The organism is Betaproteobacteria bacterium (assembly GCA_009693245.1).
GTDB lineage: Bacteria > Pseudomonadota > Gammaproteobacteria > Burkholderiales > SHXO01 > SHXO01.
The window spans coordinates 1-26,291 of sequence record SHXO01000010.1 but is presented as its reverse complement, the minus strand read 5'-3'; the positions used below and the strand labels follow the sequence as shown (position 1 = coordinate 26,291).

The 26,291-nt window shown below is 60.8% G+C and carries 20 protein-coding genes and 3 pseudogenes; 11 read left to right on the top strand and 12 right to left on the bottom strand.

Annotated elements, in window-relative coordinates; genetic code table 11:
- The first annotated feature begins 4 nt into the window (after window positions 1-4).
- Window positions 5-814, top strand: a complete 810-nt coding sequence (locus EXR36_02900) for a GTP cyclohydrolase I FolE2 (GenBank protein MSQ58606.1) — start codon at window positions 5-7, stop codon at window positions 812-814.
- A gap of 11 nt (window positions 815-825) precedes the next feature.
- Here EXR36_02900 and EXR36_02895 read toward each other — a convergent pair whose 3' ends face one another.
- Entirely contained in the window at window positions 826-1,548 is a 723-nt protein-coding gene (locus EXR36_02895; GenBank protein ID MSQ58605.1) for a TIGR02281 family clan AA aspartic protease, read from the bottom strand.
- Here EXR36_02895 and EXR36_02890 point away from each other — a divergent pair.
- Complete coding sequence (locus EXR36_02890; GenBank protein ID MSQ58604.1) at window positions 1,515-2,660, top strand: hypothetical protein; 1,146 nt, start codon at window positions 1,515-1,517, stop codon at window positions 2,658-2,660. The two genes, EXR36_02895 and EXR36_02890, sit on opposite strands and share 34 nt — an antisense overlap.
- On the top strand, window positions 2,479-2,970 hold the full coding sequence (locus tag EXR36_02885) for a hypothetical protein (GenBank protein MSQ58603.1): 492 nt from the start codon (window positions 2,479-2,481) through the stop codon (window positions 2,968-2,970). The genes EXR36_02890 and EXR36_02885 overlap by 182 nt, the downstream gene beginning before the upstream one ends.
- A 13-nt stretch (window positions 2,971-2,983) precedes the next feature.
- Here the strand turns inward: EXR36_02885 and EXR36_02880 are convergent, their stop codons facing one another.
- Genes EXR36_02880 through EXR36_02860 form a run of 5 tightly spaced genes read right to left on the bottom strand, consistent with a single transcriptional unit; the run spans window position 2,984 to window position 7,870 of the window.
- Complete coding sequence (locus EXR36_02880) at window positions 2,984-3,793, bottom strand: SDR family oxidoreductase (GenBank protein MSQ58602.1); 810 nt, start codon at window positions 3,791-3,793, stop codon at window positions 2,984-2,986.
- A gap of 13 nt (window positions 3,794-3,806) precedes the next feature.
- A complete protein-coding gene (locus tag EXR36_02875) occupies window positions 3,807-5,213 on the bottom strand; it encodes an MATE family efflux transporter (GenBank protein MSQ58601.1) in 1,407 nt (468 codons plus the stop codon).
- On the bottom strand, window positions 5,214-6,242 hold the full coding sequence (locus tag EXR36_02870; protein MSQ58600.1) for a hypothetical protein: 1,029 nt from the start codon (window positions 6,240-6,242) through the stop codon (window positions 5,214-5,216).
- Window positions 6,179-7,108 (bottom strand): hypothetical protein, encoded by a 930-nt coding sequence (locus tag EXR36_02865; GenBank protein ID MSQ58599.1) that lies wholly within the window; start codon window positions 7,106-7,108, stop codon window positions 6,179-6,181. Before EXR36_02865 ends, EXR36_02870 begins: the two co-directional genes overlap by 64 nt.
- A 9-nt stretch (window positions 7,109-7,117) precedes the next feature.
- Window positions 7,118-7,870 (bottom strand): hypothetical protein, encoded by a 753-nt coding sequence (locus tag EXR36_02860; GenBank protein MSQ58598.1) that lies wholly within the window; start codon window positions 7,868-7,870, stop codon window positions 7,118-7,120.
- A 245-nt stretch (window positions 7,871-8,115) separates the two neighbouring features.
- Here EXR36_02860 and EXR36_02855 point away from each other — a divergent pair, with 245 nt between their 5' ends.
- Window positions 8,116-9,099: a hydroxyacid dehydrogenase gene (locus EXR36_02855; GenBank protein ID MSQ58597.1), complete on the top strand. Its 984-nt coding sequence runs from the start codon at window positions 8,116-8,118 to the stop codon at window positions 9,097-9,099.
- A 143-nt stretch (window positions 9,100-9,242) separates the two neighbouring features.
- Here EXR36_02855 and EXR36_02850 read toward each other — a convergent pair.
- Both EXR36_02850 and EXR36_02845 read right to left on the bottom strand, forming a co-directional pair.
- Window positions 9,243-10,296, bottom strand: a pseudogene (locus tag EXR36_02850) (alpha/beta fold hydrolase).
- Between the two features lie 103 nt (window positions 10,297-10,399).
- Window positions 10,400-12,016: pseudogene (locus tag EXR36_02845) on the bottom strand (NAD(P)/FAD-dependent oxidoreductase).
- A gap of 247 nt (window positions 12,017-12,263) precedes the next feature.
- On the opposite strand from EXR36_02845, the gene EXR36_02840 reads away from it, so the two are divergent.
- Window positions 12,264-13,979 carry a D-aminoacylase gene (locus tag EXR36_02840; protein ID MSQ58596.1) on the top strand — a complete coding sequence of 572 codons (1,716 nt, stop codon included), beginning with the start codon at window positions 12,264-12,266 and terminating at the stop codon, window positions 13,977-13,979.
- Between the two features lie 91 nt (window positions 13,980-14,070).
- Here EXR36_02840 and lplT read toward each other — a convergent pair.
- A pseudogene (gene lplT, locus EXR36_02835) lies at window positions 14,071-15,307 on the bottom strand (lysophospholipid transporter LplT).
- 170 nt (window positions 15,308-15,477) lie between these two features.
- On the opposite strand from lplT, the gene alr reads away from it, so the two are divergent.
- Together alr and radA are read left to right on the top strand one after the other, a co-directional pair.
- The gene (gene alr, locus EXR36_02830; GenBank protein ID MSQ58595.1) at window positions 15,478-16,554 is read left to right on the top strand and encodes an alanine racemase; all 1,077 of its coding nucleotides are present in this window, start codon (window positions 15,478-15,480) and stop codon (window positions 16,552-16,554) included.
- A 12-nt stretch (window positions 16,555-16,566) separates the two neighbouring features.
- The gene (gene radA, locus EXR36_02825) at window positions 16,567-17,916 is read left to right on the top strand and encodes a DNA repair protein RadA (protein MSQ58594.1); all 1,350 of its coding nucleotides are present in this window, start codon (window positions 16,567-16,569) and stop codon (window positions 17,914-17,916) included.
- Between the two features lie 7 nt (window positions 17,917-17,923).
- Here the strand turns inward: radA and EXR36_02820 are convergent, their stop codons facing one another.
- Genes EXR36_02820 through EXR36_02810 form a run of 3 tightly spaced genes read right to left on the bottom strand, consistent with a single transcriptional unit; the run spans window position 17,924 to window position 20,722 of the window.
- A complete protein-coding gene (locus EXR36_02820) occupies window positions 17,924-19,168 on the bottom strand; it encodes a serine/threonine protein kinase (GenBank protein MSQ58593.1) in 1,245 nt (414 codons plus the stop codon).
- Entirely contained in the window at window positions 19,152-19,556 is a 405-nt protein-coding gene (locus EXR36_02815; GenBank protein ID MSQ58592.1) for a DUF4398 domain-containing protein, read from the bottom strand. Before EXR36_02815 ends, EXR36_02820 begins: the two co-directional genes overlap by 17 nt.
- On the bottom strand, window positions 19,553-20,722 hold the full coding sequence (locus EXR36_02810) for a PEGA domain-containing protein (GenBank protein ID MSQ58591.1): 1,170 nt from the start codon (window positions 20,720-20,722) through the stop codon (window positions 19,553-19,555). The genes EXR36_02815 and EXR36_02810 overlap by 4 nt, the downstream gene beginning before the upstream one ends.
- Window positions 20,723-20,812: 90 nt before the next feature.
- Between EXR36_02810 and EXR36_02805 the strand changes: the two genes are divergently transcribed.
- From EXR36_02805 to EXR36_02790, 4 genes are read left to right on the top strand one after another with little or no spacing between them, the layout of a single operon-like run.
- Window positions 20,813-22,435 carry an acyl-CoA synthetase gene (locus EXR36_02805; protein MSQ58590.1) on the top strand — a complete coding sequence of 541 codons (1,623 nt, stop codon included), beginning with the start codon at window positions 20,813-20,815 and terminating at the stop codon, window positions 22,433-22,435.
- Between the two features lie 54 nt (window positions 22,436-22,489).
- Window positions 22,490-23,239: an electron transfer flavoprotein subunit beta/FixA family protein gene (locus EXR36_02800; GenBank protein MSQ58589.1), complete on the top strand. Its 750-nt coding sequence runs from the start codon at window positions 22,490-22,492 to the stop codon at window positions 23,237-23,239.
- A 1-nt stretch (window position 23,240) separates the two neighbouring features.
- Window positions 23,241-24,173 carry an electron transfer flavoprotein subunit alpha/FixB family protein gene (locus EXR36_02795; GenBank protein MSQ58588.1) on the top strand — a complete coding sequence of 311 codons (933 nt, stop codon included), beginning with the start codon at window positions 23,241-23,243 and terminating at the stop codon, window positions 24,171-24,173.
- Window positions 24,174-24,193: 20 nt separating this feature from the next.
- The gene (locus tag EXR36_02790) at window positions 24,194-25,987 is read left to right on the top strand and encodes an acyl-CoA dehydrogenase (protein ID MSQ58587.1); all 1,794 of its coding nucleotides are present in this window, start codon (window positions 24,194-24,196) and stop codon (window positions 25,985-25,987) included.
- Window positions 25,988-26,291 lie beyond the last annotated feature (304 nt).

Here is a 26,291-nt window from a genome sequence, read left to right as displayed (position 1 = left end):
CACCATGAATCACCCTGGCGAGATCGCCATTCCCGATGTACAAAATTTCGCCGATGCTCGCCATCTGGCCATCGATCGCGTGGGGATCAAAGGCATTCGCCACCCCATTCGCGTGCGCGATCGCACCGGCGGCATCCAACACACCGTCGCCATGTTCAATATGTACGTGCACTTGCCCCACAATTTCAAGGGCACGCATATGTCGCGGTTCGTGGAAATTCTCAACGGGCACGAGCGCGAGCTCTCCGTGGAATCCTTCGAATCCATCCTGCGCGAGATGGTGCGCAAACTGGAGGCGGATTCCGGCCACATCGAGATGAATTTTCCGTACTTCATCAATAAAGCGGCCCCCATATCGGGCGTGAATAGCTTGATGGACTACGACGTCACCTTCGTAGGCGAGATCGAGAACAGCGAATACAGCTTTACCATGAAGGTGGTCGTACCGGTGACCAGCCTATGCCCGTGCTCGAAGAAGATATCCGACTACGGCGCCCATAACCAGCGCTCTCACGTGACAGTGACCGCCAAGACCAAGGGGTTCGTGTGGATCGAAGACTTGGTGCGCATGTGCGAAGAGCAAGCCTCCTGTGAACTCTATGGCTTACTCAAGCGCCCAGACGAGAAGTACGTGACCGAGCGCGCCTACGATAATCCTAAGTTCGTGGAAGACATGGTGCGCGATGTCGCCACGGTGATGAACGGCGATCCGCGCATCGAGAGCTACGTGGTGGAGTCGGAAAATTTCGAATCCATTCACAACCACTCCGCCTACGCCTTCATCCGCGGAGACAAGCGCAACGGCAAGCGCTAAGACCGCGGCCGCTAGAATCTTTTTGTAAGCGTAAGGCGGTCGCCATCGCGGTCCATCCGCATGCGGTTCAGGAAGCTCATGCCTAACAAGGCGAAGGGCATTTGTTCTTGTTCGCTCACCACCGCGTCCACGTTCGAGGCGCTTACCTCGCCGATTTTCACCGTGTCGAGTTTGACCCAATATATTCGGATGGTGCCGCCAGCTGTCTCCGAGAATCCAGGCCGGCCTTTCAAGTAGTTGATCCCTAGGCGGCGCGCATCCGCAGCGCTGAGAAAGATGGTGGTTGCTCCCGTATCCACGAGAAAGCGGATGGAACCGCCATTGATGCTGCCCTCGGCAATGAAGTGTCCGCTCGTATCGGAGGTTAGGGTCACTTGAGTGGCGCCCGAACCCGTGGTGGCGACCGATATGTTATGGCCCATGTTGAAGGTTTTTTTCTCGCCATTGACAAGGAAGGTGGCGGAGGCCGGGCCGGACTTAACGAGTTTGATTCCTTCCGCGAGGGAATCCCCGGGCCGCAATACCTTGGGCTTGCCTTTCGCCATGGAAGCCACGGCCATGCCCTCCGAGAGCCCGTGAATAGTCACTTCCTGCGCTGCGGCCGGTGCGAGGGGCACCGCCGAAATGGTCATGGCGGCCATGGCGCCCCGTAGGGCCCAACTCATTTTCGTGAGTCCTTTCGTCATTCGACATCGCTCGCATGAATGCATCGCCGGTACGGTGGCAAGAAACAAGCCGGTGGATTTGTTTGCCTGCAAACCTGGGTTGGCGCAGTCAATATCCGAGCAGGGGCTTGATGAGCGGTCGCCACTTGGCACGGGGCGATCGTGAACAAGTCTTCCATTTCCGCCATCGCTGGCCTCTAATCCCTTGCCAATTCAGGCCTGTAGTAAGATCGGTGCGCAGTGGATGCGAACCCGCGCCAGACGCACATAAATTGCGGAAACAGCCCTATCGATCCCTGACAATAACCTGGCGAGAACCGCTGGGAAGAGGCGGCCTGATGCACAAAACTTCGATGTACAAAAGTCCCATGCACAATGCTCTTATGAACAATGCTCATTCAAGCGCAATTTCCATTTCCCGGCGCCTGCATGGGTGCTTGGTGACGGTGTTGTTCGCGGCCTTCGCTTTACCGGCTAGCGCGCTCGATAGCGAATGCGAGAACCTGAAGAATGCCTCCTCCCACAAGTTCCTCGTGATGCTGCGTACCGTGGACCCGAAACTTTGCGCCATGAGCGAGGAAATGGTGGACAAGGTCAAGGACAACTTGCCCAAGGGGAGCGATGCCTACGCGGAGTACTTCGACGCCGCGGCCTTCCGCGATCTGCAACGCGATTTCCGGTCGAGCGATCGCGACAGCGTGACCTACCGCCTGCTGCCCAACGCGCGCGCTTATATTCGCATTCATGCCTTCAACGAAAGAATTCCCCAGATGGTCATCGCGGCGCTCCAACATCTCGCGCGGGATAGCTCGAAACCCCTTGCAGGCTTGGTTCTGGATCTACGCGACAATGCGGGAGGACTGGTACGCTCGGCCGTGGGCGTGGCTGCGGTGTTTCTCCCCGCCGGTGCCATGGTTGTTTCGATGGACGGCGAGGATCCGGATTCCAAGCGGGAAATGCGCGCTCATCCCGATTATTACCTAGGCCAGGACGAGGAAGATTTTCTCGCGGGGCTGCCTGCCCAAATCAGGACGTTGCCCATCACCGTATTGGTCAACAAGAGTTTCGGCATCGGCCTCCGAAATTCTGGCCGGAGCCTTGCAAGATCACGGCCGCGCCGTGTTGGTGGGTACGAAAACCTATGGCAATGGCACGGTACAGACCATTATTCCCTTACCTGACAACACGGCCGTCAAGTACACCACCGCTTATTTTTATACCACAAAGGGCCACCGCGTCGACGGCCAAGGGGTGAACCCGGATGTCTCCATCGCACGCCATGCGCGGCCCTCAATGGATAAGAGCGAGGGGTTATCGGCCGTGATTTATTCCACCATCACCATGCCGGATTCGGCCTGTGTCTTGAAGCTGGAAGGCGTAACGCCGGTCGCGCTGGATATGAGCCAGTGGCCCAAGCGAGACCGGGAGGACTGCCAGCTTCAGCAAGCGATGCTGGTACTCAATGCGCAACGCCTCGCGAAGGCGCGCTAAGGCGTGGAGTCCTTCATTGAGTGTCGGTGTGGCGTGGCGGTCCCATCAAGGTGGTGCCACCGTCCACCACCAATGTGTGCCCGGTAATGAAGCGAGCGCGGTTGGAAAGTAGAAAGCGCGCCGCTTGACCGATATCCCAACCCGTCCCTTCGACGCTCAATAGCGAGGCCTTGCGGCGCCGCTCTCGCGCCTCCGCGCTCATCCCCGACGTGTACACCATGGGTGTGAACACCGCCCCAGGCGCCACGCAGTTCACGCGGATGCCATCCTTCCCATGATCCACCGCCATCGCGCGGGTGAGCGCGATGACCGCGCCTTTGGAGGCTGAATACGCCGTAAGGCCGCGAGGACGCAACGCGGAGATGGAGGACACGTTCACGATAGCGCCGCCGCCCGCCGTACCGATCATGGCGGGAATCGCGTACTTGGCGGTGAGGAACATGCACTCTACGTTGACTTGCATGACGCGCCGCCAGTGCTCGGCACTTTCATCCACCACGTTTTTGGTGCTGACGATACCCACGTTGTTGTCGAGATAATCCAGCCGGCCGAAACGGTTGACGGCTTCCTCCACCGTGATGCGGCACTGGCGCTCGTCGGTGAGATCCGCGGCGATGGCCGTGGCCTGGCCGCCTTCGGCCGCGATCATTTCCACCGTGCGCTGCGCCAGCGCAAGTTCCCGGTCCACCACGACGACCCTGGCGCCAGCTCTCGCCAAGAGAATCGCGGCCGCGCGGCCATTGCCGATGCCGTCATCCTTTGCCCCGCCTCCGGCCACCATGGCGACCTTGCCGGAAAATCCTTCGTCGTCTTCCTTCAACATTTGATTCCTCGTTTTAGTTGGTTCTCATCCAGCGCTTGCCCCGCCAACGCAAGGCGAGCACCGAACCCAGCAGCGCCACATACACAAAAGCTGCCCCCCATGCTCCTGGTGCACCGTAGGCCAGTTGCGGAAGAAACGCAACCCAGCCCTGTCCCGGCGCGAAGGTGAGCATGTGAGTCAGCGGTATGAATACGCCGAGCGAGAGCATTGCGAGCCACAATGTAGGCATTACCACGTCACCTGCGCCACGCAAGCACGCACCGAAGCCAAGATTGAGTCCGTCGAAGAACTGGTAAGCCGCCGCGATCCACAGCAAGGTGATTCCCAGCCGTGCGACTTCCGGTGCATGGGGATCGTTCGCGCCTGCAAAGGTAGACATCAAGAACGCGCCCAAAAGGGCCAGAACCAAGCCGACGGCACCCATGTAGCACGCGGTCATCATGCCTATGCTCTTGCCTAATGTGAAGGCCCAGCCGGGGCGCTTCGCCCCCATGGCGGTTCCCACCAAGGTCGTTCCCGCCATGGCGATGCCGATACCTGGCCAGTAGGCGATGGAGGTGAGCGTCATCACGATCTGAGTGGCAGCGCCGTCCGTCTCACCTACCTTGGTGGTCATGAGTTGAAACAACGCCAGTCCGAACAAATCCACGGAGAAGAACAGGCCAATGGGAAATCCGAGAGCACACACCGCGCGTAGCCGGGGCCAGCGCATGCGCCACAGCAATCGCGTTGCGAACCGGCTCTGGAAGCGCTTGGAGATGAACAGCCCCATGCCCACGATAAGCCCGGTCTCGGTGGCGAGGTTGGTCGCCCAGGCAACGCCGGCGATTCCAAGCCCCAGTCCAAACATGAACCAGGCGTTGAGCAAGACATTGGAAATGGCCACCACGGCCATGATGCACAAGGTGAACACCGGCCGGCCGATGCCATTGAAGAATCCCGACACCGCCCACAGCGCCGTGCTTACCGCTGCCCACTGCAGCCGCGGTTCCCAGAACTGGTTCGCAATGGCCACCGTACTCTTCTGCAAACCGAAGGGGGCCAATATCGCGCCGCATGCTTGTGACACCAGCAAGAATAACGGAAGCACCAGCAGCGTTCCCCACAATGCGTTCCAGGTGAGACTCGTGGCACGCCGGTAACGCTTGGCGCCATGGGCCTGCGCCACCAACGATTGCACTCCCATCCCCAGCCCGCCCAAGTCCAGAATGGCGATGATGACCAACCAATTGATGGCACCGATGGCCGCGGTCGCCTCCACGGAGATGCGGCCAATGAACCAGATGTCCGTCACGTTCAAGATGGCCTGGATGGCGATGTTGATGAACAGCGGGAGCGCCAGGCGCATCACGGCGGCGTAATCCACGATACACGTGCCGCTGGCACTTAAGCGAGCGGCAGGCAATGCATGCAACGGCATTTAGAAACTGCGCCCGATCCGAAGATAGGCTTGCGTATCGCCCAAATCATCCAGGCCGTGCGCGACACCCACGCATACCGGCAGGTAGAAAAGATATCCTAGCTTGACCTCGCCCAGCACTTCGATGCCCACGCCTTGCCGGTACTCGTTCGCCGCGCCATTGCCCGATACGCGGCCAATGTCGTAGAACACCGCGGCTGAAAGCCGGTTGATGCCGATGGGCGGAACCATGAAGTGGCGGTCGATATCCGCGATGGGAAAACGCAACTCCACGCTGCCGAGGCGCGCACCGGGTCCACGAAGCGCCGCGATACCGCGATCGTAGCCCCGCAGTGCCAAGCGGCGCTCGTTCAATCTGGGTGCTTCGGCGGCGAACTCGCCGAAACTTCCTCCCAATTCGAAATCCTCCGTTCTACCCGTGGCGCGAGCCTCCACTCCACGCAAGGCGAGCACGGTTTTGCCGATGGGAAAGTAAGCTTGCAAGTCAACTCTCGATACATTGCCATCGAAGCGCGTACCCCTCTTGAAGGGCCGGTAGGTTTCGTACAGGAAGCGTGCACGCAATCCGTGCGAAGGATCTTCCGAATAGATGTTGCGATACAGGCTTTCGTATTCCAGCATGCCCGCGGCGAGGCGCTCGTCGTCCAACTCATGCGTGGGGCCATCGACAATGACTCGGTCCTTTTGCTCGATGGCGGCGCCAATGCCGGCGTTCATGCGGTAATCCCAGCGAATGAAGCGGCCCAGCGAAACCCATTGTGCTTGCAGAGATCGCTCGTACTCGGTTGCCTTGTCGCGTTTATCTTGCGTGCGCCACTGGGTCACCGCCAGGCTGCGATCCAGTGTCAAGTAATGCCGGTCGTGATACACGTACTCGAACAGACCGAGGGGTTCTTGCTGGGTGAATTCATAGAGAGGCGCCAACGTGTAACGATGCCAGTCTAGTGCGTCGCCGCCAAAGGTGGTCACACCCAGCCCGAAGGTGTTGCGGTCCGCGAACAAGAGGGGAAACCACGACCTGGGTGCCAAGGTGGACAAAGCGCTATAGCTAGTCTCGCCTTCCATGGCAAGCGTGGGGGGGGCGTGGGGGTGGCGGAGGCCACCTCAGCCTGCGCCTGCGATGTCTCCAAGGGGTTGGCACCGCGCAGCCGGTGCATGCGGAATTGGCCCTGGGAAAGCGTTGCGAGTGCTAGCTGCCCGCTGTCATCCACGCCGCCGAAAGCCGTCACCGCCGTGTGCGCGTGGGTTACTCTTTCGAGTAATCCTGGCGGCGTGAGACGCCAGACGTTGTATACGTTCCCGCCGCCCGATAGGAAATATAGTGTGCCGCCTTGGTAGTGCGGCGAGTGCATGACAGGCCCGGCGTGGCGCGCTTGCAAGGATTGAAGGGCCAAATAGAATTCGTACAAAACGAATTTATTTTCGCGCTTACCCGTAATGGCAATGCGCTGTCCGCCAGGCATGGCAGCGAGATCGGTCCATTGCACATCGTCCGTGCCATGCAATAGCACTTGCTCATTGCCTCCGCGCTCGTCCAGGCGCACCAAGTGCTGCTTTCCTGGCACATGCTTGAGCGCGAAGATGGCGCTGCCATCGCTCCCCCAGACGGCACGAAAGTAACGCCCGCATTGGGTGAGGCGCTTTGGCCCGGCCAGATTCGCGCCACCGGCTTCGATGCGATACAGATCGAAGTAAACATCGTGGCCATTGCAGATTTCCATCTGGCTAGCGAGCACCACGCCATCACCGCGTACATCGATACGCGTGCCAATGCGTGAACGCGCCAAGGTCCGAACGCCACCGTCCGCCGCGTAGCGCTGCAAGCGGGGCTCGGTGATGCCGTCATCGGCGATTGCGTAGAGCGCGCCGCTGTTCGTGCCCTTGCCGTCCGCCACGGCCCAGATCTAGCGCAAGGGCGGTCCCACGGGTTCTCCTGCCACTTCCTGTTGGGCGAGGACTGGCGCTGCCCGGTTATCGGTCTCCTGGGTAAGGTCTTGGAGAAACTCCGCGTAAAGTTCATCCATCATCTTCCCGGTCGCATCAAAAGGCATGCTGTGCACGCGGAAGGGCAGTAAATTTCCGCTGTAACTTTCCACTAGCTTGGGGACCGACTCCTTGCCGTAGCGCCGCGCGAGGAAGTCGTAGAAGTAAGCCCCGTAAAGATAGGCGTTGAACAAGGGAGGATTGCGCCCGTCCGCATTGAGTTCGCGCAGGCTGCGGAATCCGCGTTTGCGCTCGTCGCGCATCCAAGCTTCGAATAGCGGGCCGCGCAAACGGCCTACGCCTTGTTCCGGCAAGCTCTCGGAGTAAGTGGCCAAACCTTCCACCAGCCAGCGCGGTTGAAATAAATTGGGATAGAGCCAAGGAAAGCGGCCGAAAATATAGCGCAAGACCCCTGGCGCCCTGCTGCCCTTGTCCAGGTGAACGATGTGCGTGAATTCGTGATGAATCACCGACTCCAGCCAATCGCCCCGGACCAAATCCCCGCTGAAATCCGGAGGCGTGAGGAAGATGCCCATGCGATTGAAGGGCAGGGGAGTGGCGTAGCCGTTGGCAAGATCGATGTTGGCGATGAGCGCGATGTGGGTGAGCTCATAGGGCTCCCAGCCCAGCGCCGTGGTGACCGGGCCATGGACTTTCTCGGCGATGCCGAGCACCTTCCGCGCGTAGGGCCGGTGCCCTTCCTCGAAGTGGATGATGAAGTGCGTGCTGTGCGCCGTGCGCTATGTATCCGACGGATCGGGGCCGATGGCATGGCTCGTACGGATGAATCCGAATAGCACGCAAAGGATCGCCGCTAATGCGATTCGTGTCACGGAGGTCTCCCCATGTTGATTCTTTCAAGGCAGATTACCACCGCCCAGCGATGTAAAATCATCGGAGTTCAAGGGAGGAGTCAGTCATGGCCAAAAGAAAAGTGTTGTTGCCCGCCGCGATGGCGCAAGCGGGTTGGAAAGTGGTGCAAGCGCGCGAGGATATCGAGGCTATTCCTTTCGATGTGAACATTGCCACCGCGGAATTTCACCGCCTATTGGCTGGAGCGCAGGGCGTGGGCTTGAGCCTCACTCCTTTTGGAGAGGCCGAAATCAAAGCCGGGCCCGGCGTGCAGGTCGTTGCACGCCATGGTGTCGGCTACGACATGGTGGATGTGCCCGCGCTCACGAAGGCGCACGTGCCGCTCATGATTACTGGCGTCGCCAACTCGCCCTCGGTGGCCGAGCAATCGCTCTACCTCATGCTGGAGCTTGCCAAGCGTGGCACGGCCTTCGATGCCATGGTCCGCGAGAATCGCTGGAACCAGCGCATGGCGCAGGGCCTGCCGGTGGATCTATTCGAGAAAACGGTGTTGATCGTCGGCTTCGGCAAGATCGGCAGCCGCTTGGCCAAGATGTGCCTCGCCCTTGGCATGACTGTCTGTGCCTACGATCCTTACGTGGATGCCGCCAAGATTCGCGCCGCCGGATGCCATCCTGAAACCGCCCTGGATGACGCGCTCGCCAAGGCGGATTTCGTTTCCATAAATTGCCCGAAAACGAAGGAAACCAACGGCATTATCGCCGAAGCGCAACTCGCGCGCATGAAGCCTGGCGCCTTTATCGTGAACACCGCGCGCGGCGGCATCATTCACGAGCCCTCGCTGCACACGGCACTCACCACGGGCGTCATCAAAGCCGCCGGTCTCGACGTGCTGGAGCGCGAACCTCCGGACGCGAATAATCCCTTGCTGCAACTACCGAACGTGGTGCTGGCGCCGCACATGGCGGGAGTAACCCGCGAGTCCTTGGACCGCATGGCGGTTTCCCTGGTAAGCAACGTATTGTCCGTGCTCGATGGGAAGCCTGAGATGGCGAACGTGGTGAACAAGGAGATATACGGGCACCGGTGAGCAGACTGTCCGGTGTCTCGCGGCAAAAATGTCCAACGCAACGCGAAGGAAAGCATGAGACGAAAATCCGTTTCACCTACCTCTTGCCTGCATGAAACCGAATCGCGGAAAGGGCGCCGCGCGTCTATGCGGCGCCCCAGCCATTACACCTTTGCCGCGAGCAACTCTTTCAGGTGTTTATCGATCTGAGCGAGTGCGCTCTGGTCGGCGCCGAACAGCGCCAGATGGCCGTCGATGGTATCGATGGGCCTGAACTCGGCATCGGGAATGAGCCGCCACTCGGCCTGGCAATCGGCCGGCGGGAAGAACATATCAGAAGTCATGGGCATGACAAAGGTCTTGGCTTTGATGCGGCTCAACGCGGCTCTCAAGTCGCCACCGGTGTGGCGGCTGACGTCCCCGCGCTGCCATTTCCAAGCCATGCAGAGGAGATCGTTGGGGTCCATCACGCTGAAATAACCGTTCATGAAGTTGATGATGAAATCGTCCAAGGACGAAAACCCCAGGGCCTTGTGCCGGCTCTGCTGAAAGAACTCCGTGCTCCAAACCCGTCACCGCCCACATCTTGGCGTGGCGCAGCAGGCCCTCGCGTACCTCGGCCTAGGACTTGTAGAACACCTTATTGAAGCCGGGGTCCGAGGTGATCGCATCCACCAGCGTTTCGGTGAATAAAAAATCATGGGTCGTGTTCTTCGCCGTGCCGGCGATGGGCGCGGCGCGCTTGACCATGTCAGGGTAGCGTACGGCCCATTCGTAGGTCTGCTGCGCGCCCATGGAGCCGCCCACCACCAGCGCGAGGCTCGTCAAGTCGAACTTCTCCGTGATGAACTTGTGCTGCGCCCGCACGTCGTCACCGATGCGCACGCGGGGAAAATTCCCCATGCCGCCCGGTGCCGGCGTGTTGTGAGGCGAGGTCGAGAGACCGTTGCCGATCTGGTTGACGATGATGAGAAAGTATTTGTCCGGATCGAGCGCGCGGCCCTTGCCGGTATACGCCTGTTCCAGGAGTTTGTTGGTGCCTGAGTACCAAGTGGGAATGAGAATGGCGTTGTCCTTGGCGGCATTGAGGGTCCCGAACGTCGCGTACGCGAGTTTGCAGCCTCTGATGGTGCCGCCTTCTTCAAGGGCCAGGTCGCCGATGTCGTGCATCTCGTAAGGGCCGTGCACTTCCTGCGAGTAGTAACTGTTTTCGATCATGATGTCTCCTCCGTTCATGGATGCTATTTGCGCGGGACTAGGGACTTGGGCCTAAGGTTCTTACTCCTCCCTACTCCTTGCCACCTCCTCCCGCTTCCCCAAGTCACGCGAGCGCGAATCCTTCATATCCCTTGGCCGCTACTTCGTCGCACTTCTTGCGGTAGCCGCCCACCCCTTCGGGTCCCAAATACGGCAAGAACGCGCGCGGCTTGCCGGGGATATTGGCGCTCATGTACCACGAGTTGGCGCTGACCATCAGGGTCATGTTGACGATCTCGTTGACATGCGCGACCCACTGGTTCTGAGCCTCGGGAGTGGCCTCTATGGTGGTCTTTTCATTCTTGTTCAGGTGGTCGATGCAATCGGCAACCCACTCCACGTGCTGCTCGATCGCCACCGGCATGTTTGTCAACACCGACGGACTTTGCGGGCCGGTGAGGGTGAACAGATTAGGGAAACCAGCGACCGAGATGCCAAGGTAGCTATGGGGGCCGTCCGCCCATTCCTTGTCCAGCGTGCGGCCACCGCGGCCTTTGAGATTAAGCGCCTTCAGCGGACCGGTCATGGCGTCGAATCCAGTGGCGAAGACGATGATTTCAAGCTCGTATTCCTTGCCCCCGGCTCGGATGCCATTCTCCGTGATCTCCTCGATGGGGCCGTCGATGGTGGCATCGACCAGCAGCACGTTGTCCCTGTTGAACGTCTCGTAATAGTTCGTGTCCAGGGGTTGGCGCTTGGTGCCGTAGTAGTGGCCCTTGGGGATGAGCTTCTTGGCGATGGCCGCTTCCTTCACGGTCTTGAAGATTTTGCGCCGGATGTAGTCAGCGCATAGTTCGTTGGCTTCCTTGCTAAAGAACATGTCCTGGTAGTTGGCGAGCCAAAAGGCGAAGCCGCCCGCGTCCCAGCGCTTGTCGAACTCGCGTTCTCGTTCCTCGGGCGTGGCTTCCAGCGCCGACTTCGGGATGAAGTAATGCTCCTGGCCGAAGAACGACTCGCGTGTGCGCTTGACGATGCCGTCATAATCGGCCTTGCGAGCCTTCACCAGTTCGGGATCGACCTTGCCGTTGCGCGCTGGCACACAGTAGTTGGCTGTGCGCTGAAACACGGTGAGGTGCTTGGCTTGCTGCGCGATTTCCGGGATGGCCTGTGCCGCGGTGGCTCCGGTGCCGACCACGCCCACGCGTTTTCCGGTGAAATCGACGCCCTCGTGCGGAAAGCGGCTGGTGTGGTACCACTTGCCCTTGTAATTCTCCAGTCCCTTGAACTGCGGCATGTTGGTGGTGGATAGGCTACCCACCGCCGCTATGAGGAAACGGGCCGTGACATTGTCGCCCTTGTCGGTGTGCACTCTCCACAGATTGTTGTTCTCGTCGTATTCGGCACCGGTCACGCGGGTGCCGAACTGCATGTTGCGCTTCAGATCGTGGCGCTTGGCGACATATTCCAGGTAACGCAGGATTTCGGGCTGTTCGGGATAGCGTTCCGTCCATTCCCACTCCTGCAGCATCTGCTTGCCGAACGTGAAGCAGTAGATATAGGCATCGGAATCGCAGCGGGCGCCGTGGTAGCGGTTCCAATACCAGGTACCGCCAACGGTGTCGCCGGCCTAGAAAACACGCACATTCAGGCCTAATTTGTCGCGCAGGGATTTCAGCATGTACATGCCAGAAAATCCCGCGCCGATTACAACGGCATCGAAGTTGGGAGTTGCACTAGCCATGTCTTCCTCCATTTAGTTTCCGGCAACGAATTCGCCGCTCCTGGCCTTCTCGCGGACGAACACAGACGCGCGGTCTCCACGCGCGAACCACCTTTCTTCGCGTGCCCGGCCCAATCGAATTGCGGTTCCAGCGATAAAAATGGCTTGAGCCATCATAGACCATTTCTCCGAGAAGTGTTTCAACAGCCCGCCGTGAGATTCCCAATGTGCTATAAGGTGAGCACCAGCGACATTTCATGCGCATCTCATGTACGACATATTGATTCGTGGAGGAACCGTTGCCGACGGATCCGGTAAGCCGGTTTTCACCGGTGACGTCGCCATCGCGGACGGCCGCATCGTGGAGGTGGGGAAAGCCGGGGGCGCCGCGCGCCGCACGCTGAACGCCGATGGCCTTCTGGTGACGCCGGGCTTCGTCGATGTACACACCCATTACGACGGCCAGGCGACCTGGGATCCCATGCTCACACCGAGTTGCTGGCATGGCGTGACCACCGCCGTCATGGGAAATTGCGGGGTTGGTTTCGCTCCGATGAAAGCCAGCCAGAAAGAATTTCTCATAGAGTTGATGGAAGGCGTGGAAGATATCCCAGGTAGCGTGCTCGCCGAAGGCGTGGATTGGGCCTGGGAAAGTTTTCCAGAGTATCTCGATGCGCTGGAAGGCAAACCGCGCATCATGGACCTTGGCGCGCAGTTGCCCCACGCCGCGTTGCGTTACTACGTGATGGGCGAGCGCGGTGCCAAGCGCGAACCCGCCACGGCGGAGGACATGCAGCGCATGGCCGATCTCACGGAGCAGGCCATCAAGGCGGGCGCCATGGGCTTCACGACTTCGCGAACCATCTTGCATAAAACCGTGCGCGGCGATTACGTTCCGAACTACAGCGCCGCGGGCAAGGAACTCTTGGCCATTTCGCAAGGCGTGCGCCGTGCCGGGCGAGGCGTTCTACAACTTCTTTCCGACTTTGAAAACATTGACGAGGAGTTCACGCTCTTGCGTGAATGCGTGAAAGCGAGCGGACGCCCGCTTTCCTTTACCTTGGTGCAGCGAGCCGAATTCCCGCAACAATGGCGGCATCTCTTGGCGCTGATCGATCGGGCCCAAGCCGATGGACTTCAGATACAGGGCCAAGTAGCGCCGCGCGCCGTGGGACTTGTGCTGGGCCTGCAAGGGACGCTACATCCTTTCATGACCAAAACTAGCTACGTGGAAATCGCGCATTTGCCATTGGCGCAGCGTGTCGCGCGTATGCGCGACCCAACGCTACGCGAACGCATTCTCGCCGAGCCCTTCGATAGCTTGCCCGGGCGCATTCCCGCTTTCGTCGCCAATATCCTTGGCAGCCTCGATCGCGTGTTCCCCTTGGGCGATCCTCCGGAATATGAACCGCCCCCCGAGGCGAGCGTTGCCGGAGTGGCGGCGCGCACCGGCCAAGATCCCATGGCGTTGATGTACGACCTGCTACTGGAACGCGAAGGCCAAGCCCTATTGTTCGCACCCGCCGCCAACTACACGGACTTCAATTACGACTCCACCTTTACCATGCTGCGCCATCCCCACACCGTGGTGGGTCTGGGCGATGGCGGTGCGCATTGCGGCACCATCTGCGACGGCGGCTTTCCCACCTATCTGCTGACGCATTGGACGCGAGACCGAACACGCGGCGAACGCCTGCCGCTAGAATTGGCCGTGCAACGCTACACCAGGGCGCCGGCGCAATTGATAGGCCTCACGGACCGCGGCTTGATCGCCCCCGGCATGAAGGCTGACATCAACGTGATCGACCACGCCAATCTCTCGCTTTCTCCCCCGTACATCGTGAACGACCTGCCCGCCGGCGGCCGCCGCCTAATGCAAACGGCAAAGGGTTATGCCGCGACCATCGTCTCGGGACAAGTCGTCATTGAAAATGACAAAGCGACCGGGGCGTTGCCTGGGAAGTTGCTGCGTGGCGGGGGGTGATTGCGAGCGGCGGGCGCGCCACTGCTCCTTCCCCAGGCATCCAGCATGTGCCGCACCTGGGGCTCGCTCCAAAATCTCGGATGCCCTTGGCTCAGGCGTCTGAGGCGCTCAGCCTGGACGGCTTGGCCCCATGCCTTCGCCAAAGATAGTGCATGACAGCGGCCAGCATGAGGCCAAAGAAAACCACGATGACTTCCAGCGGTATGTTCAATTTGAGCATGTCGGCGTACATGCCTTGCATGGCGAGGATGGCCAGATGGTCGTTGAAATTCTGCACGGCGATGGAGTGGCCCGCGCCCATGATGAGGTGGCCGCGGTGTTGCAGCAGGGCATTCATGGGCACGACGAAGAACCCTCCGATGCCGCCGATGATGAAAAGACCGATGGCGAGCGTCCACCACTCGCGGGCGAATACCATCAACATCACGGTGATACCCACGCTGACGCCTACAGGCAAGATCTTCTCCGTCTTATCGATCTGAACTGTTTTCGCCGCGACGGCGGCGCCCGCCGCGATGCCCACGGCGACCACGGCGGTGAGCTGCGCGGCGCGTGCCGGATCCAGGCCCAGGATGGTTTCGGACCAATTCAGCACAATCAGTCTCAGCGTGGCCCCCTAGCCCCAAAAAATCATGGTTACCGCCAGCGACATCTGGTCGAGGGGGTCGCGCCACAATTGCCAGAAGCATGTCCAGTAATCGCGCAGGATGTAGGTGATGGTCTTGCGCAGGAGTTTGTGATCGAGCGCCACTCGAGGGATGTAGATATTGATGAGGCCGGCGGCGGCATAGAGCAAGACGATAAAGGCGACCGCGATCTTCGGTGCGCTATCCAGCCACAACATGCCAGGCGCGAAGCCCAGGGCGGAGGAGAAGGCGGGAGTCACCATGTAGCCGCCCGCGATGGCGCCCAAGATGATGGCGGCCACCGTGAGCCCTTCCATCCAGACATTGGCCAGCACTAACTTGCTGGCGGGTAGGTACTCGGTGAGGATTCCGTACTTGGCCGGCGAGTACATGGCGGCCCCGATACCCACGACGCCATAGGCATACAAAGGATGCAGGCCCCGCCAGCATGGCGAGACATCCGGCCAGCTTGACGCCGTTGCTGATGAACATCACCTTCCCCTTCGGCAAGGCATCGGCGAAGGGCCCCACGAAGGGTGCCAGTACGATGTAGGAGAACACGAAGTACATGTGCAGCACGGGCGTTTGCCAATCTGGCGCGTGGATCTCGGCCAGCAAGGCGATGGCCGCGAATAGAAGGGCGTTATCCGCCAAGGCGGAAAAAAACTGCGCCGCCAGAATGATGTAGAAGCCAAGCTGCATGTTTAATTTGGATTGATTGAAGCAGGAAGAATGGGGAAGGCCTACGAACCGCCGGGGTTTTATACCATGTCGCGATGACGGCGAAATGCGCCGGGTGTCATCGTTGCTTCATGGCGTTAGCATGGGCACACTTTTGACTTCACCGCGGTACCAAGCGTAATTTCTTTCCCATGGCCCCCTCGCGTCCCATACAAGCCAGTATTTCAAGCGCCGCATTGGCGCACAACCTCATGGTGGCCAAACGCCACGCGGCTAAATCCAAGGTGCTGGCCGTGATCAAGGCCAATGCTTACGGCCATGGCTTGCTCAGGGCGGCCGCCGCCTTGCGCGGCGCCGATGGGTTCGCCATGCTTGACTTGTCCGACGCCGTGCGTTTGCGCGAAGCCGGTTTCGCCGACCGCATCGTTTTGCTGGAGGGTTTTTTCCGCGCCACGGAACTGGCGGAGCTTTCCCGCTACCGCCTGGCCGCGGTGGTGCACCGCGCGGGACAGATGGAGATGTTGGAGGGCGCCCGGCTCCCGGCGCCCATCGACATCTTGCTCAAGCTCAACAGCGGCATGAACCGCCTTGGTTTTCCGAAACAAGAGTGGCGCGATGCCTTGGAGCGGGCGCGCCGGTGCGCAAGTGTGAGCGGCGTCACGCTCATGACGCATTTCGCCTGCGCGGATGACGAGCGCGGCATCGGCGAACAGCTTGCGGTATTCGAGCGATGTTGCGAGGGCGTACAACTCGCCCGCTCCATGGCGAATTCCGCCACGATATTGCGTTACCCGCAAGCTCATGGCGATTGGGTGCGCCCCGGCATAATGCTGTACGGGAGTTCACCCTTCGCGGATCAAAGCGCGCAAGCCCTGGACTTGAAGCCGGCGATGACGCTGGCGAGCGAGATCATCGCCGTGCAAGACCTGGAACCGGGCGATGCGGTGGGATATGGCGCCACGTTTCGCGCGGATCGTCCGATGCGAATCGGTGTGGTGGCCTGCGGATACGCCGATGGATATCCCAGGCATTGCCCCAGCGGCACGCCGGTGCTGGTGGATGGGCGGCGCACCTCGACGGTGGGCCTTGTGTCCATGGATATGCTCATGGTGGACTTGACTTATCTGCTTGCGGCAAATGTCGGATCCAAGGTGGTGTTATGGGGAGAGGGCTTGCCGGTGGACGAAGTGGCAACCCATGCGGGAACGGTGAGCTATGAACTGCTCTGCGCTCTCGCACCCCGGGTGCCAATTGCCGAAGTGGATTAGCGGGCCTTGCCGGTGAACAAAATCAAAACCGTATACATTTGCACGGAGTGCGGCGGGCAATCCGCGAAATGGCAAGGTCAATGCCCGCATTGCTCGGCGTGGAATTCCCTGGCCGAGGGCCTCGCGGAGAAACCCTCCACGCGCTTCATGCACTTGTCACAACCTAGCAGCGTGCAATTGCTGGGAGATGTGAGTGCCAAGGAAGAACCGCGTTTGTCCACGGGAATCGAGGAATTGGACCGCGTGCTGGGCGGTGGCTTGGTGCGAGGTGCCGTCGCATTGATTGGTGGCGATCCAGGCATTGGAAAATCCACGTTGCTCTTGCAAGCGCTGGCACTCCTGGCGAAGGTGACGCCGGTGCTCTACGTGAGCGGGGAGGAGTCCGCCGCGCAGATCGCGCTGCGCTCGAAACGGCTGGGATTGGATGCGGGCACCATGCCGGTGCTGGCGGAGATCCAATTGGAAAGAATCATCTCCACCCTCAAAAGCCACCGGCCGTCCGTGGCGGTGATCGATTCCATACAAACGGTGTACTCGGAAGGCTTGCAATCGGCGCCAGGCAGCGTGGCGCAGGTGCGCGAATGCGCCGCGCAGTTGACGCGCTTCGCCAAGACGGAGGGCACGACGATTCTGCTGGTGGGGCACGTGACCAAGGAGGGCGCGATCGCGGGACCGCGAGTGCTGGAGCATATCGTGGATTCGGTGCTTTACTTCGAGGGCGATACGCACTCGAGTTTTCGGATGATCCGCGCCATCAAGAACCGTTTTGGCGCGGCCAACGAGTTGGGCGTGTTCGCGATGACGGACAAGGGATTGCGCGGCGTGTCCAACCCTTCCGCGCTGTTCTTGTCCCATCACGAATCCGAGGTCGCGGGCTCCTGTGTGCTGGTTACCCAGGAAGGCACGCGCCCGATGCTGGTGGAGATCCAGGCGCTGGTAGCCGAAGCCCACACGCCCAACCCGCGCCGGCTCTCGGTGGGGTTGGAGCAAAACCGCTTGGCGATGTTGCTGGCGGTGCTGCACCGGCACGCAGGCCTAGCCTATTTCGACCAGGATGTCTTCGTCAATGCCGTGGGGGGGGTGCGCATCGATGAGCCGGCGGCGGATCTCGCGGTGGTGCTGGCCATGGTGTCTTCCTTCAAGAATAAGCCGTTGCCGCAAAAGCTCGTGGTGTTCGGCGAGGTCGGGTTAGCGGGCGAAGTGCGCCCGGTGCAGCGCGGGCAGGAGCGTCTGAAGGAAGCGGCGAAGCTAGGATTCACGCAGGCCATCGTGCCGAAGGCAAACCGCCCGAAGGGATCGGTGGCTGGCATCGAGATCATCGCCGTGGATCGCGTGGACGACGCCGTGTCGCGTTTTCGGTAGCGGGCCCTTAGCGCGACAAGAACAACGTGAGCAGGCCACCTGCCCAGACAAATATCGCCGCGAGCCAGAACCACTGTGATTTGGCCAAGCGACGGCGTGGTTGGGCTAGCGTGTTGCGCGACGGCATGGCCGGTGAGGAGGGCTTTTTGGCGGCGGCCGTCGCCGGTGTCTTACCAGTGAACACGGCTAGGCGCTGCGTAGCCTCCGCGGAGTCGAAGGCCTTGGATACGCCGTAGGATTTGCGCTGGGGTGCGGGCTCTTCCACATCGTCCCGATTCTCGGGGATATTGAGGTTCAAGGGGACGGTGCCGCCGGTGCGCACGCTCGCGTTCAAAGGAGTGCTGGGTTGTGTGCGTTCTCCCTCTGCTGGCGCGTGCGGCAACAAATCCCGGCATAGCCTTAGGTCATGCGCCATTTCCGTGGCGTTGGCGTAGCGTTCATCGAGCTTCTTCGCCAGGGCCTTCGCCACGATCAAGTCCAGCATTTCGGGCACTTTCCGGTTGATCTGGCTGGGTAGTGGCGGTGCGAAATGGATGATCTGGTACATGATGGCGTGAATGCTATCGCCCGTGAAGGGCGAAGTCCCCGCCAGAATTTCATAGAGCACCACGCCCAACGAAAACACGTCGGAGCGCTGGTCCGGGCACCCGCCCGTTACCTGTTCGGGCGACATGTACTTGGGCGAACCCATGATGAGGCCGGTCATGGTCTTGACCTCGCTCTCGTGCAAGCGCGCGATGCCGAAGTCCATGATCTTCACCAGCGCGTCGCGTACCACCATGAGGTTGCTGGGCTTGATATCGCGATGAATGACGCGGTTCTCGTGGGCGGAGGCGAGGCCGGTGGCCGCCTGGACCGCGATATCGATCGCCTTGCCTACCGCGAGGGGAGATCCTGGCGTGAGCAGGGCGCGCAATTCCTCGCCTTCGAGGAACCCCATGGCCATGTAGGCCAGCCGCTCGGTACGACCGATGTCGTAAATGGTGACGATGTTGGGGTGGTTCAGGCGGCCCGCCGCGCGCGCTTCTTGATAAAAGCGGGCCTCGTATTCCGCGCGCTCGGATTTGGGCAGTTCCAGACTGATGGTCTTGATGGCGACCATGCGGTCGAGCACGGGATCGCGAGCCTTGTAGACCACTCCCATGGCGCCGCGGCCCAGCTCCGAGAGGACCTCGTAACGTCCCAAGCGCCGGGGGATATCGCCGGGAATCGTTTGCTGGCTGGCGCTGCTTGCCTCAGCCGCGATTGGCATCGGTCTTCACTTCCCGGAAGACCGGTCCCCACATGGGATGTCCTGCCTCTTCGGGCTTCAAATCGAATTTGGGATCGAGCTTGACCGTTGCCAGGAATTCATCCCTGCATTGCGCCTTGCGCCCATTGATGCAGTAGATGAAGGCGAGATACTTGTGTGCCGTTACCTCGGACGTGCGCGTCAGGCCCGACTGTAGCGCGCGCTGAATAGCGCCCGAGGCGGCGCGGTAGTTGGCGTCCTCGAACTGGCGAATGCCCTCCCCGAGGAGGACTTCCCCCGTACGGTAGAGCAGCGAATTGTCTCGCACCACCGGGCTTTGGCAGCCTGTTAGGAGCGCCATGGCGAGAGCATAGGCGAGCAACTGCGTGAGCAAGGTCATAGGCATCACCGTGCATCGGCAAACCGGTGCCTGATCTTTAGGGTTTCCTTGGCCTGAATGTCGATACGTTTGAGCAAGGGGGCGAAGCCGCCGTTGCGGACTTCCACGTAATGGGAGCCGGGGGATAGCTTGATTTCCCTCAACGGAGGGCTGATGCCGGCGGACTTGCCATCGATGAGTACCTCGCCCCACGGGGCGATGGCGAGGACCAAATTGCCGCGCTCTCCGTCGCTCTCGGGGAGCGATTCTTCGGATTCGATGCTTATCTCGTTCACCGCTAACCCTGGTAGTGCGACCGTGCCGGGTGGCGCCACCGTGATCGGTAGGGAGTTGGCTGCCGCCACCACCTGGCTTGGCGCTTCATCCTCTATCTTGGCTGTGGCCGGCGGGGGAGGAAGGCTAGGCAGGGCGGGTTCTTGCTGGTGGGCCGCCTGTGCGGCCAGGGTTTGCTTGGGTGTTGTACTTGCCTCGGCTGCCATGTCCGGCTTGCTGGGGGGCGCTTGAAGGGACCTCACGGTTAGGAAGGCCAGGACGGCCAGGAGTGCGATCCCCGCGCCGGCCATGGCTGCTCGCGGCAAGGCCCACTCTCCGCGTCCAGGTGTGGTCTGCCCGGTCGCAGCCAAGCTTGGATGGGCCGGTTCAAGGCTGAAGAGTTCGTGCTCGCGTACCTGGTCGTCGGTAAAGGTTCCCAGGGATTTCAATGCCGCGTCGCAGCCGGGTACTTCCTCGCCCAGGGCGCTGGAGAAGGCACGGTTCGCCAAGACTTGCTCTTCGGAAGGGAGCGCCAGAATACGCTCCGCCACGTCCAGGGCGTCGCCGGCCACTTGAACCTCGCCGTTATCACGGCTAAAAGCCTGCGCGGGGCCTATGGTGAGCACTATCCGGAGCGCGAAGCGGGAGTTGCCCTCGCGGGATGGGGCCCGGAGCATCGAGGCCACCGCCATGGCGGCCCGCACGGAGCCGAACAAGGCGATGGCCACCACATTACCTGTGTCGAGTACGATGCGGTCCTGATGGGGGATGGGGAGAAGAGCTTGCGCGAGCCGCTGGTGAAGATTTTCGCGCGCCTTAAGTTGCTCGGGCACTGGGCTCTTCGCGAATCCGGGCATTTCTATGGCGATCACCACGGCGCTCGGCGTGGCGGACAGGGAAACGGATGGATTAGCGCGTGGCATTGAATTAATCTTGGGATGAAGCACCCCGGCGTGGTGCCCGCCCCCGGCAGCAAGAAGCAAGCCGACGCTCCAAAACCCACAAACGCGAATATGACATCCGCCTACGATATCGGACTGGATAAAAATCCGGGAAACTATATACCGCTCTCCCCGCTCTCTTTTTTGCGGCGAACGGCCGCGGTCTATCCGCACCGGCTAGGCCTCGTGCATGGGAGCGTGCGCCGCGATTGGGGCGAGATTTACAGCCGCTGCCGTGCATTGGCCAGTGCCTTGGACAGGCACGGCGTGAGGGCAGGCGATACGGTTGCGGTGATGGCGCCCAATATTCCCGCGGCGTACGAAGCGCATTTCGCGGTGCCCATGCTGGGCGCGGTATTGAATGCGCTGAACACACGCCTGGACGCGGCGTCCATCGCTTTCATGCTGGAGCACGGCGAGGCCAAGGTGTTGATCGCAGACCGGGAATTCTCCGTTGTCGTAAGCCAGGCCTTGAGCCGGATGCGCACCAAGCCCTTGTTGATAGAGGTGGATGATCCCTTGGCCCAGGGCGGTGAATCTGTGGGGGCCATGGAGTACGAGCAATTCGTGGCATCTGGAGACCCGGAATTTTCCTGGCAATTGCCGCCCGACGAGTGGAACGCCATCGCGCTCAATTACACCTCGGGCACCACGGGTAATCCCAAGGGCGTGGTGCTGCATCACCGTGGCGCTTATCTCAACGCCGTGAGCAATGCGGTGCAGTGGGCCATGCCGCACTTCCCCGTGTATCTGTGGACCTTGCCCATGTTCCACTGCAACGGCTGGTGTTTCCCTTGGACCGTGGCGTTGCAGGCGGGCGTGAACGTGTGTCTGCGCAAGGTCGAAGCGAAGCCAATATTCGATCTCATGCGAACGCATCGCGTCACTCACTATTGCGGCGCGCCGGTGGTGCACGCGATGCTGGTCAATGCGCCCGCCGCGATGCGCGCCGGTATCGAGCACAAGGTCCACGGCATGATCGCCGGTGCGGCGCCTCCGCGGCCGGTGATCGAGGGCATGGAGCGCATGGGCTTCGATCTGACTCACGTGTACGGGCTGACCGAGGTCTACGGCCCAGCAGCGGTGTGCGCGAAACACCCCGAGTGGGAGGATCTGAACATCGAGGCACGCGCGGAGAAGAATTCCCGCCAAGGCGTGACCTACGCTTTGCAGGAAGACATGGCGGTGCTCGATCCGCGGACCTTGCTGCCGGTGCCAAAAGACGGGCAGACCATGGGTGAGATCTTCTTTCGCGGTAACATCACCATGAAGGGTTATTTGAAGAACGCGAAAGCCACCGAGGAAGCCTTCGCCGGAGGCTGGTATCACACCGGAGACTTGGCGGTGGTCTATCCCGATGGTTACCTGAAGATCCGCGACCGCTCGAAGGACATCATCATCTCCGGCGGCGAGAATATCTCCACCTTGGAAGTGGAGGAAGTGCTCTACTGCCACCCCGCCGTGCTGGAGGCCGCCGTGGTGGCCAAGCCCGATGAGAAATGGGGCGAGACGCCTTGCGCCTTCGTCACCTTGAAAAGCGAATCCGCCGCGAGCGCGCAAGACATCATCGCTTTTTGCCGGCAGCATCTGGCGCACTACAAGGCGCCCAAGGCGGTGGTGTTCGGGCCCTTGCCGAAAACCTCCACGGGGAAAATTCAGAAAAACGTGCTGCGCGATATGGCGAAGCAGGCGTAGAACGTACGCTGCGCTGCGGTAAACTTCGCCCCTTCGTCCTTTCCCTCGTGAGTTATGAAAGTCCTCGTTCCCATTAAGCGTGTGGTCGACTACAACGTGAAGGTTCGCGTCAAGGCCGATGGCTCAGGCGTGGAAACCGACAATGTGAAGATGTCCATGAATCCCTTCGACGAAATCGCCGTGGAAGAGGCGGTGCGCTTGAAGGAAGCGGGCGTTGCCACCGAGATCGTGGCCATTTCCGTGGGCCCCGCCCAATGCCAAGAAACGCTGCGCACCGCGCTTGCTCTGGGCGCGGACCGCGCCATTCTGGTGGAGACGGCGCTGGAGACCCAGCCCTTGGGCGTGGCGAAAGTGCTGAAAGCCCTAGCCCTGAAGGAGAATCCGAAACTCATCATCCTGGGCAAGCAAGCCATCGATGACGACTTCAACCAAACGGGCCAGATGCTCGCGGCCCTATTGGGATGGTCGCAAGCCACCTTCGCCTCCAAGGTGAAGGTGGCGGGCGAGAACGCGCAAGTGACGCGAGAGGTGGACGGTGGCTTGGAGACGATTTCCATAAAACTCCCCGCCATCGTGACCACCGATCTGCGCTTGAACGAACCGCGTTATGTCACGCTGCCCAACATCATGAAGGCCAAGAAGAAGACGATGGATGTGGTGAAACCCGAGGACTTGGGTGTGGATATGACACCGCGCCTGCGGACATTGAAGGTGGAAGAGCCCGCCAAGCGCGGCGCTGGCGTGCTGGTCAAGTCCGTCGAGGAACTCGTCAGCAAACTCAAGAACGAAGCGAAGGTGATCTGACATGGCGGTGCTCGTAATCGCAGAACACGACAATGCTGGAATAAAACCCAGCACCTTGAATACCGTGGCGGCCGCCGCGAAGGTGGGTGGCGAGGTGAATATTCTGGTGGCTGGGCACCAGTGTAGTGGTGCCGCCAGCGCGGCCGCCAAGATCGCCGGTGTGGCGAAGGTGCTCGTGGCCGATGCCGCGCCGTATGCTCACAGCCTGGCGGAGAACATGGCGAACCTGGTCGTCAAATTGGCTCCGAAATACACTCATGTGATGGCGCCTGCCACGACCTTCGGCAAGAATTTCCTGCCGCGCGTGGCGGCGTTGCTCGACGTGGCGCAGATTTCCGACATCGTCGCGGTGGTATCCGCCGATACATTCGTGCGTCCCATCTACGCGGGGAATGCGCTGGCGACGGTGCAATCGAGCGATGCGATCCGCGTCGTGAGCGTGCGCATGACGGGGTTCGACGCCGCGCCGGCCGAGGGTGGCAGCGCCGTGTTGGAAGCTACCGCGGCGGGCGCGGACAGCGGATTGTCGGCATTCACCAGCCAGGAACTCACCAAGTCCGAGCGTCCCGAACTGACCGCTGCCCGCATTATCGTTTCGGGTGGCCGGGGGATGGGCAATGGCGAAAACTTCAAGCTGCTGGAAGCCCTGGCGGACAAGCTGGGGGCGGCGGTGGGCGCATCGCGGGCCGCCGTGGATGCGGGCTTCGTGCCCAACGACTACCAGGTAGGGCAGACCGGTAAAGTGGTGGCCCCAGAGCTTTACGTGGCGGTGGGAATCTCTGGCGCCATCCAGCATCTGGCGGGGATGAAGGACAGCAAGGTGATAGTGGCTATCAACAAAGACGCCGAGGCGCCGATCTTTCAAATCGCCGACTATGGTTTGGTGGCCGATCTATTTCAGGCGGTGCCCCAGCTCACGGCCGCGCTAGCCTAACCTTTTACTGGAGATTGCGCATGGCCGAATACATCGCCCCCGTTAGAGACATGCAGTTCGTCATCAAGGAACTGTGCGGCCTTGGCCAAATCACCTCCTTGCCCGGATGCGAGGAAGTCAACGGCGACCTCATCGATGCGGTGTTGGAGGAAGCTGGGAAGTTCGCCACCGGGGTGTTGAGCCCGCTCAATGGGGTGGGCGATACGGTGGGCTGCAAGTGGAACGATGGCGTAGTCACCACGCCGCCAGGTTTCAAGGATGCCTACCGCCGTTACCGTGAAGGTGGCTGGCCGGCGTTGCCGGGAGATCCGGCTCATGGCGGGCAGGGATTGCCCCATATCCTGTCCCACGCCGTTTCCGAAATCTGGAACGGTGCCAACATGGCGTTCTGCCTGGGCCCCATGCTCACCAATGGCAGCGTGAGCGCGCTCAGCAAGCACGGCTCTCCGGAGCAGCAGCGTACTTACCTGTCCAAGCTCGTGAGCGGGGAGTGGATGGGGACGATGAATCTGACCGAACCCCAGGCGGGTTCGGACCTAGCTGCGGTGCGCACGCGCGCGGTGCCAGACGGAGATCACTACCGGCTGCACGGGACCAAGATTTTCATCACCTACGGCGAACATGATTGGACGGACAACATCATTCATCTGGTGCTGGCCCGCACGCCTAACGCACCGGAGGGGGTGAAGGGCATTTCCATGTTCATCGTGCCCAAGGTGCTGGTCAATGCCGGTGGCGGGTTGGGTGCGCGCAACGACGTGAAGTGCGTGTCGATCGAACACAAGCTGGGGATCCATGGGAGCCCCACGGCAGTGCTGGCCTATGGCGACAAGGAAGGCGCGATCGGTTACCTCTTCGGCGAGGAAAATCGCGGCCTCGAATACATGTTCACCATGATGAACGGCGCGCGCCTGGAAGTGGGGATAGAAGGCATTGGTCTTTCGGAGCGCGCCTACCAGCGCGCGCTGGCGTTCGCCAAGGAGCGTGTGCAAGGCAAGGATATCGCCGTTCGGGGAGAAGACCGAGTGGCCATCGTGCGGCATCCAGACGTGCGCCGCATGCTGATGAGCATGCGCGCGCAGACGCAGGCGATGCGGGCCATCGCCGTCCTGGCTTCGTCTTCGCTGGACATTTCCCACCGCCACCCGGATCACAACGAACGTCTCAAGCATCAATCGCTGGTGGATTTCGTGACGCCCATCGTCAAAGGATGGTCCACGGAGCATTCCATCGAGGTGACCTCCTTGGGCGTGCAAGTGCATGGTGGCATGGGCTTTATCGAAGAAACCGGTGCCGCCCAGCACTTTCGCGATGCGCGCATAACCCCCATCTACGAGGGCACGACGGGCATTCAAGCCAACGATCTCATGGGCCGGAAGGTGGCGGCGGAAAAGGGCATGACGGCGAAGACACTCATCGCGGAAATGCGCACCCTGGATGCGCAACTGGGCCGGGTAGATCATCCCGCCATCGCGTCAATTCGCGGTGCCCTGGGCGAAGGTGTGACGGCTTTGGCCGCCAGCACGGACTGGGTGCTGGCGACTTACGGTTCCGATGTGCGCGCTGCCATTTCGGGGGCGGTGCCATACTTGAAGCTCTGGGGTACGGTATTGGGCGGCTACCAACTCGCTAAATCCGCGCTTATCGCCAAACAACAGCTGGATGCGGGCAGCCAGGAAACCGATTTCTATCGTGGCAAGATCGCCACGGCGTGCTTTTTTGCCGAGCACCATCTGCCGCAATCCCACGCCTATCACCGAGCTATCGTTGCAGGCTCCGCTAGCACGCTGGGGCTGGAGACCCACCAGCTGTAAATCAAGGTGCCCGGAAAATTCCGCGCTCAGTGTGAAAATTCCGGGATCGTGCCTATGTTCGGCCCCCAAGCGTCGCTACACTTGGGGTCCCCGGGCCAGCGCTGCCCGGAACATTGGAGCATGAGAATGGAGACCGCACAACGATTTTTGGCTTTGGTGTTGCGAGTTCGTGATCTGTCCGGTTTTGTAGCGCGCCATCTGTCCGGTTGTCATATTACCCCGAAGGGGGTACGAGATGAACCGGACGAAGTTGCTACAGGAGTTACGGAAGATGAGATTCGAAGAAGCGTATGAAGGGTGGAAT

Bases quoted from the DNA above. Each gene is read 5' to 3' on its own strand.
- EXR36_02810 (MSQ58591.1), bottom strand. From the start codon at position 20,722: ATGCCACGCGCTAATCCATCCGTTTCCCTGTCCGCCACGCCGAGCGCC.
- EXR36_02790 (MSQ58587.1), top strand. From the start codon at position 24,194: ATGGCCGAATACATCGCCCCCGTTAGAGACATGCAGTTCGTCATCAAG.
- EXR36_02795 (MSQ58588.1), top strand. From the start codon at position 23,241: ATGGCGGTGCTCGTAATCGCAGAACACGACAATGCTGGAATAAAACCC.
- EXR36_02820 (MSQ58593.1), bottom strand. From the start codon at position 19,168: ATGCCAATCGCGGCTGAGGCAAGCAGCGCCAGCCAGCAAACGATTCCC.
- alr (MSQ58595.1), top strand. From the start codon at position 15,478: ATGGCCCCCTCGCGTCCCATACAAGCCAGTATTTCAAGCGCCGCATTG.
- EXR36_02890 (MSQ58604.1), top strand. From the start codon at position 1,515: ATGAATGCATCGCCGGTACGGTGGCAAGAAACAAGCCGGTGGATTTGT.
- EXR36_02855 (MSQ58597.1), top strand. From the start codon at position 8,116: ATGGCCAAAAGAAAAGTGTTGTTGCCCGCCGCGATGGCGCAAGCGGGT.
- EXR36_02880 (MSQ58602.1), bottom strand. From the start codon at position 3,793: ATGTTGAAGGAAGACGACGAAGGATTTTCCGGCAAGGTCGCCATGGTG.
- EXR36_02900 (MSQ58606.1), top strand. From the start codon at position 5: ATGAATCACCCTGGCGAGATCGCCATTCCCGATGTACAAAATTTCGCC.
- EXR36_02875 (MSQ58601.1), bottom strand. From the start codon at position 5,213: ATGCCGTTGCATGCATTGCCTGCCGCTCGCTTAAGTGCCAGCGGCACG.
- EXR36_02840 (MSQ58596.1), top strand. From the start codon at position 12,264: ATGTACGACATATTGATTCGTGGAGGAACCGTTGCCGACGGATCCGGT.
- EXR36_02800 (MSQ58589.1), top strand. From the start codon at position 22,490: ATGAAAGTCCTCGTTCCCATTAAGCGTGTGGTCGACTACAACGTGAAG.
- EXR36_02805 (MSQ58590.1), top strand. From the start codon at position 20,813: ATGACATCCGCCTACGATATCGGACTGGATAAAAATCCGGGAAACTAT.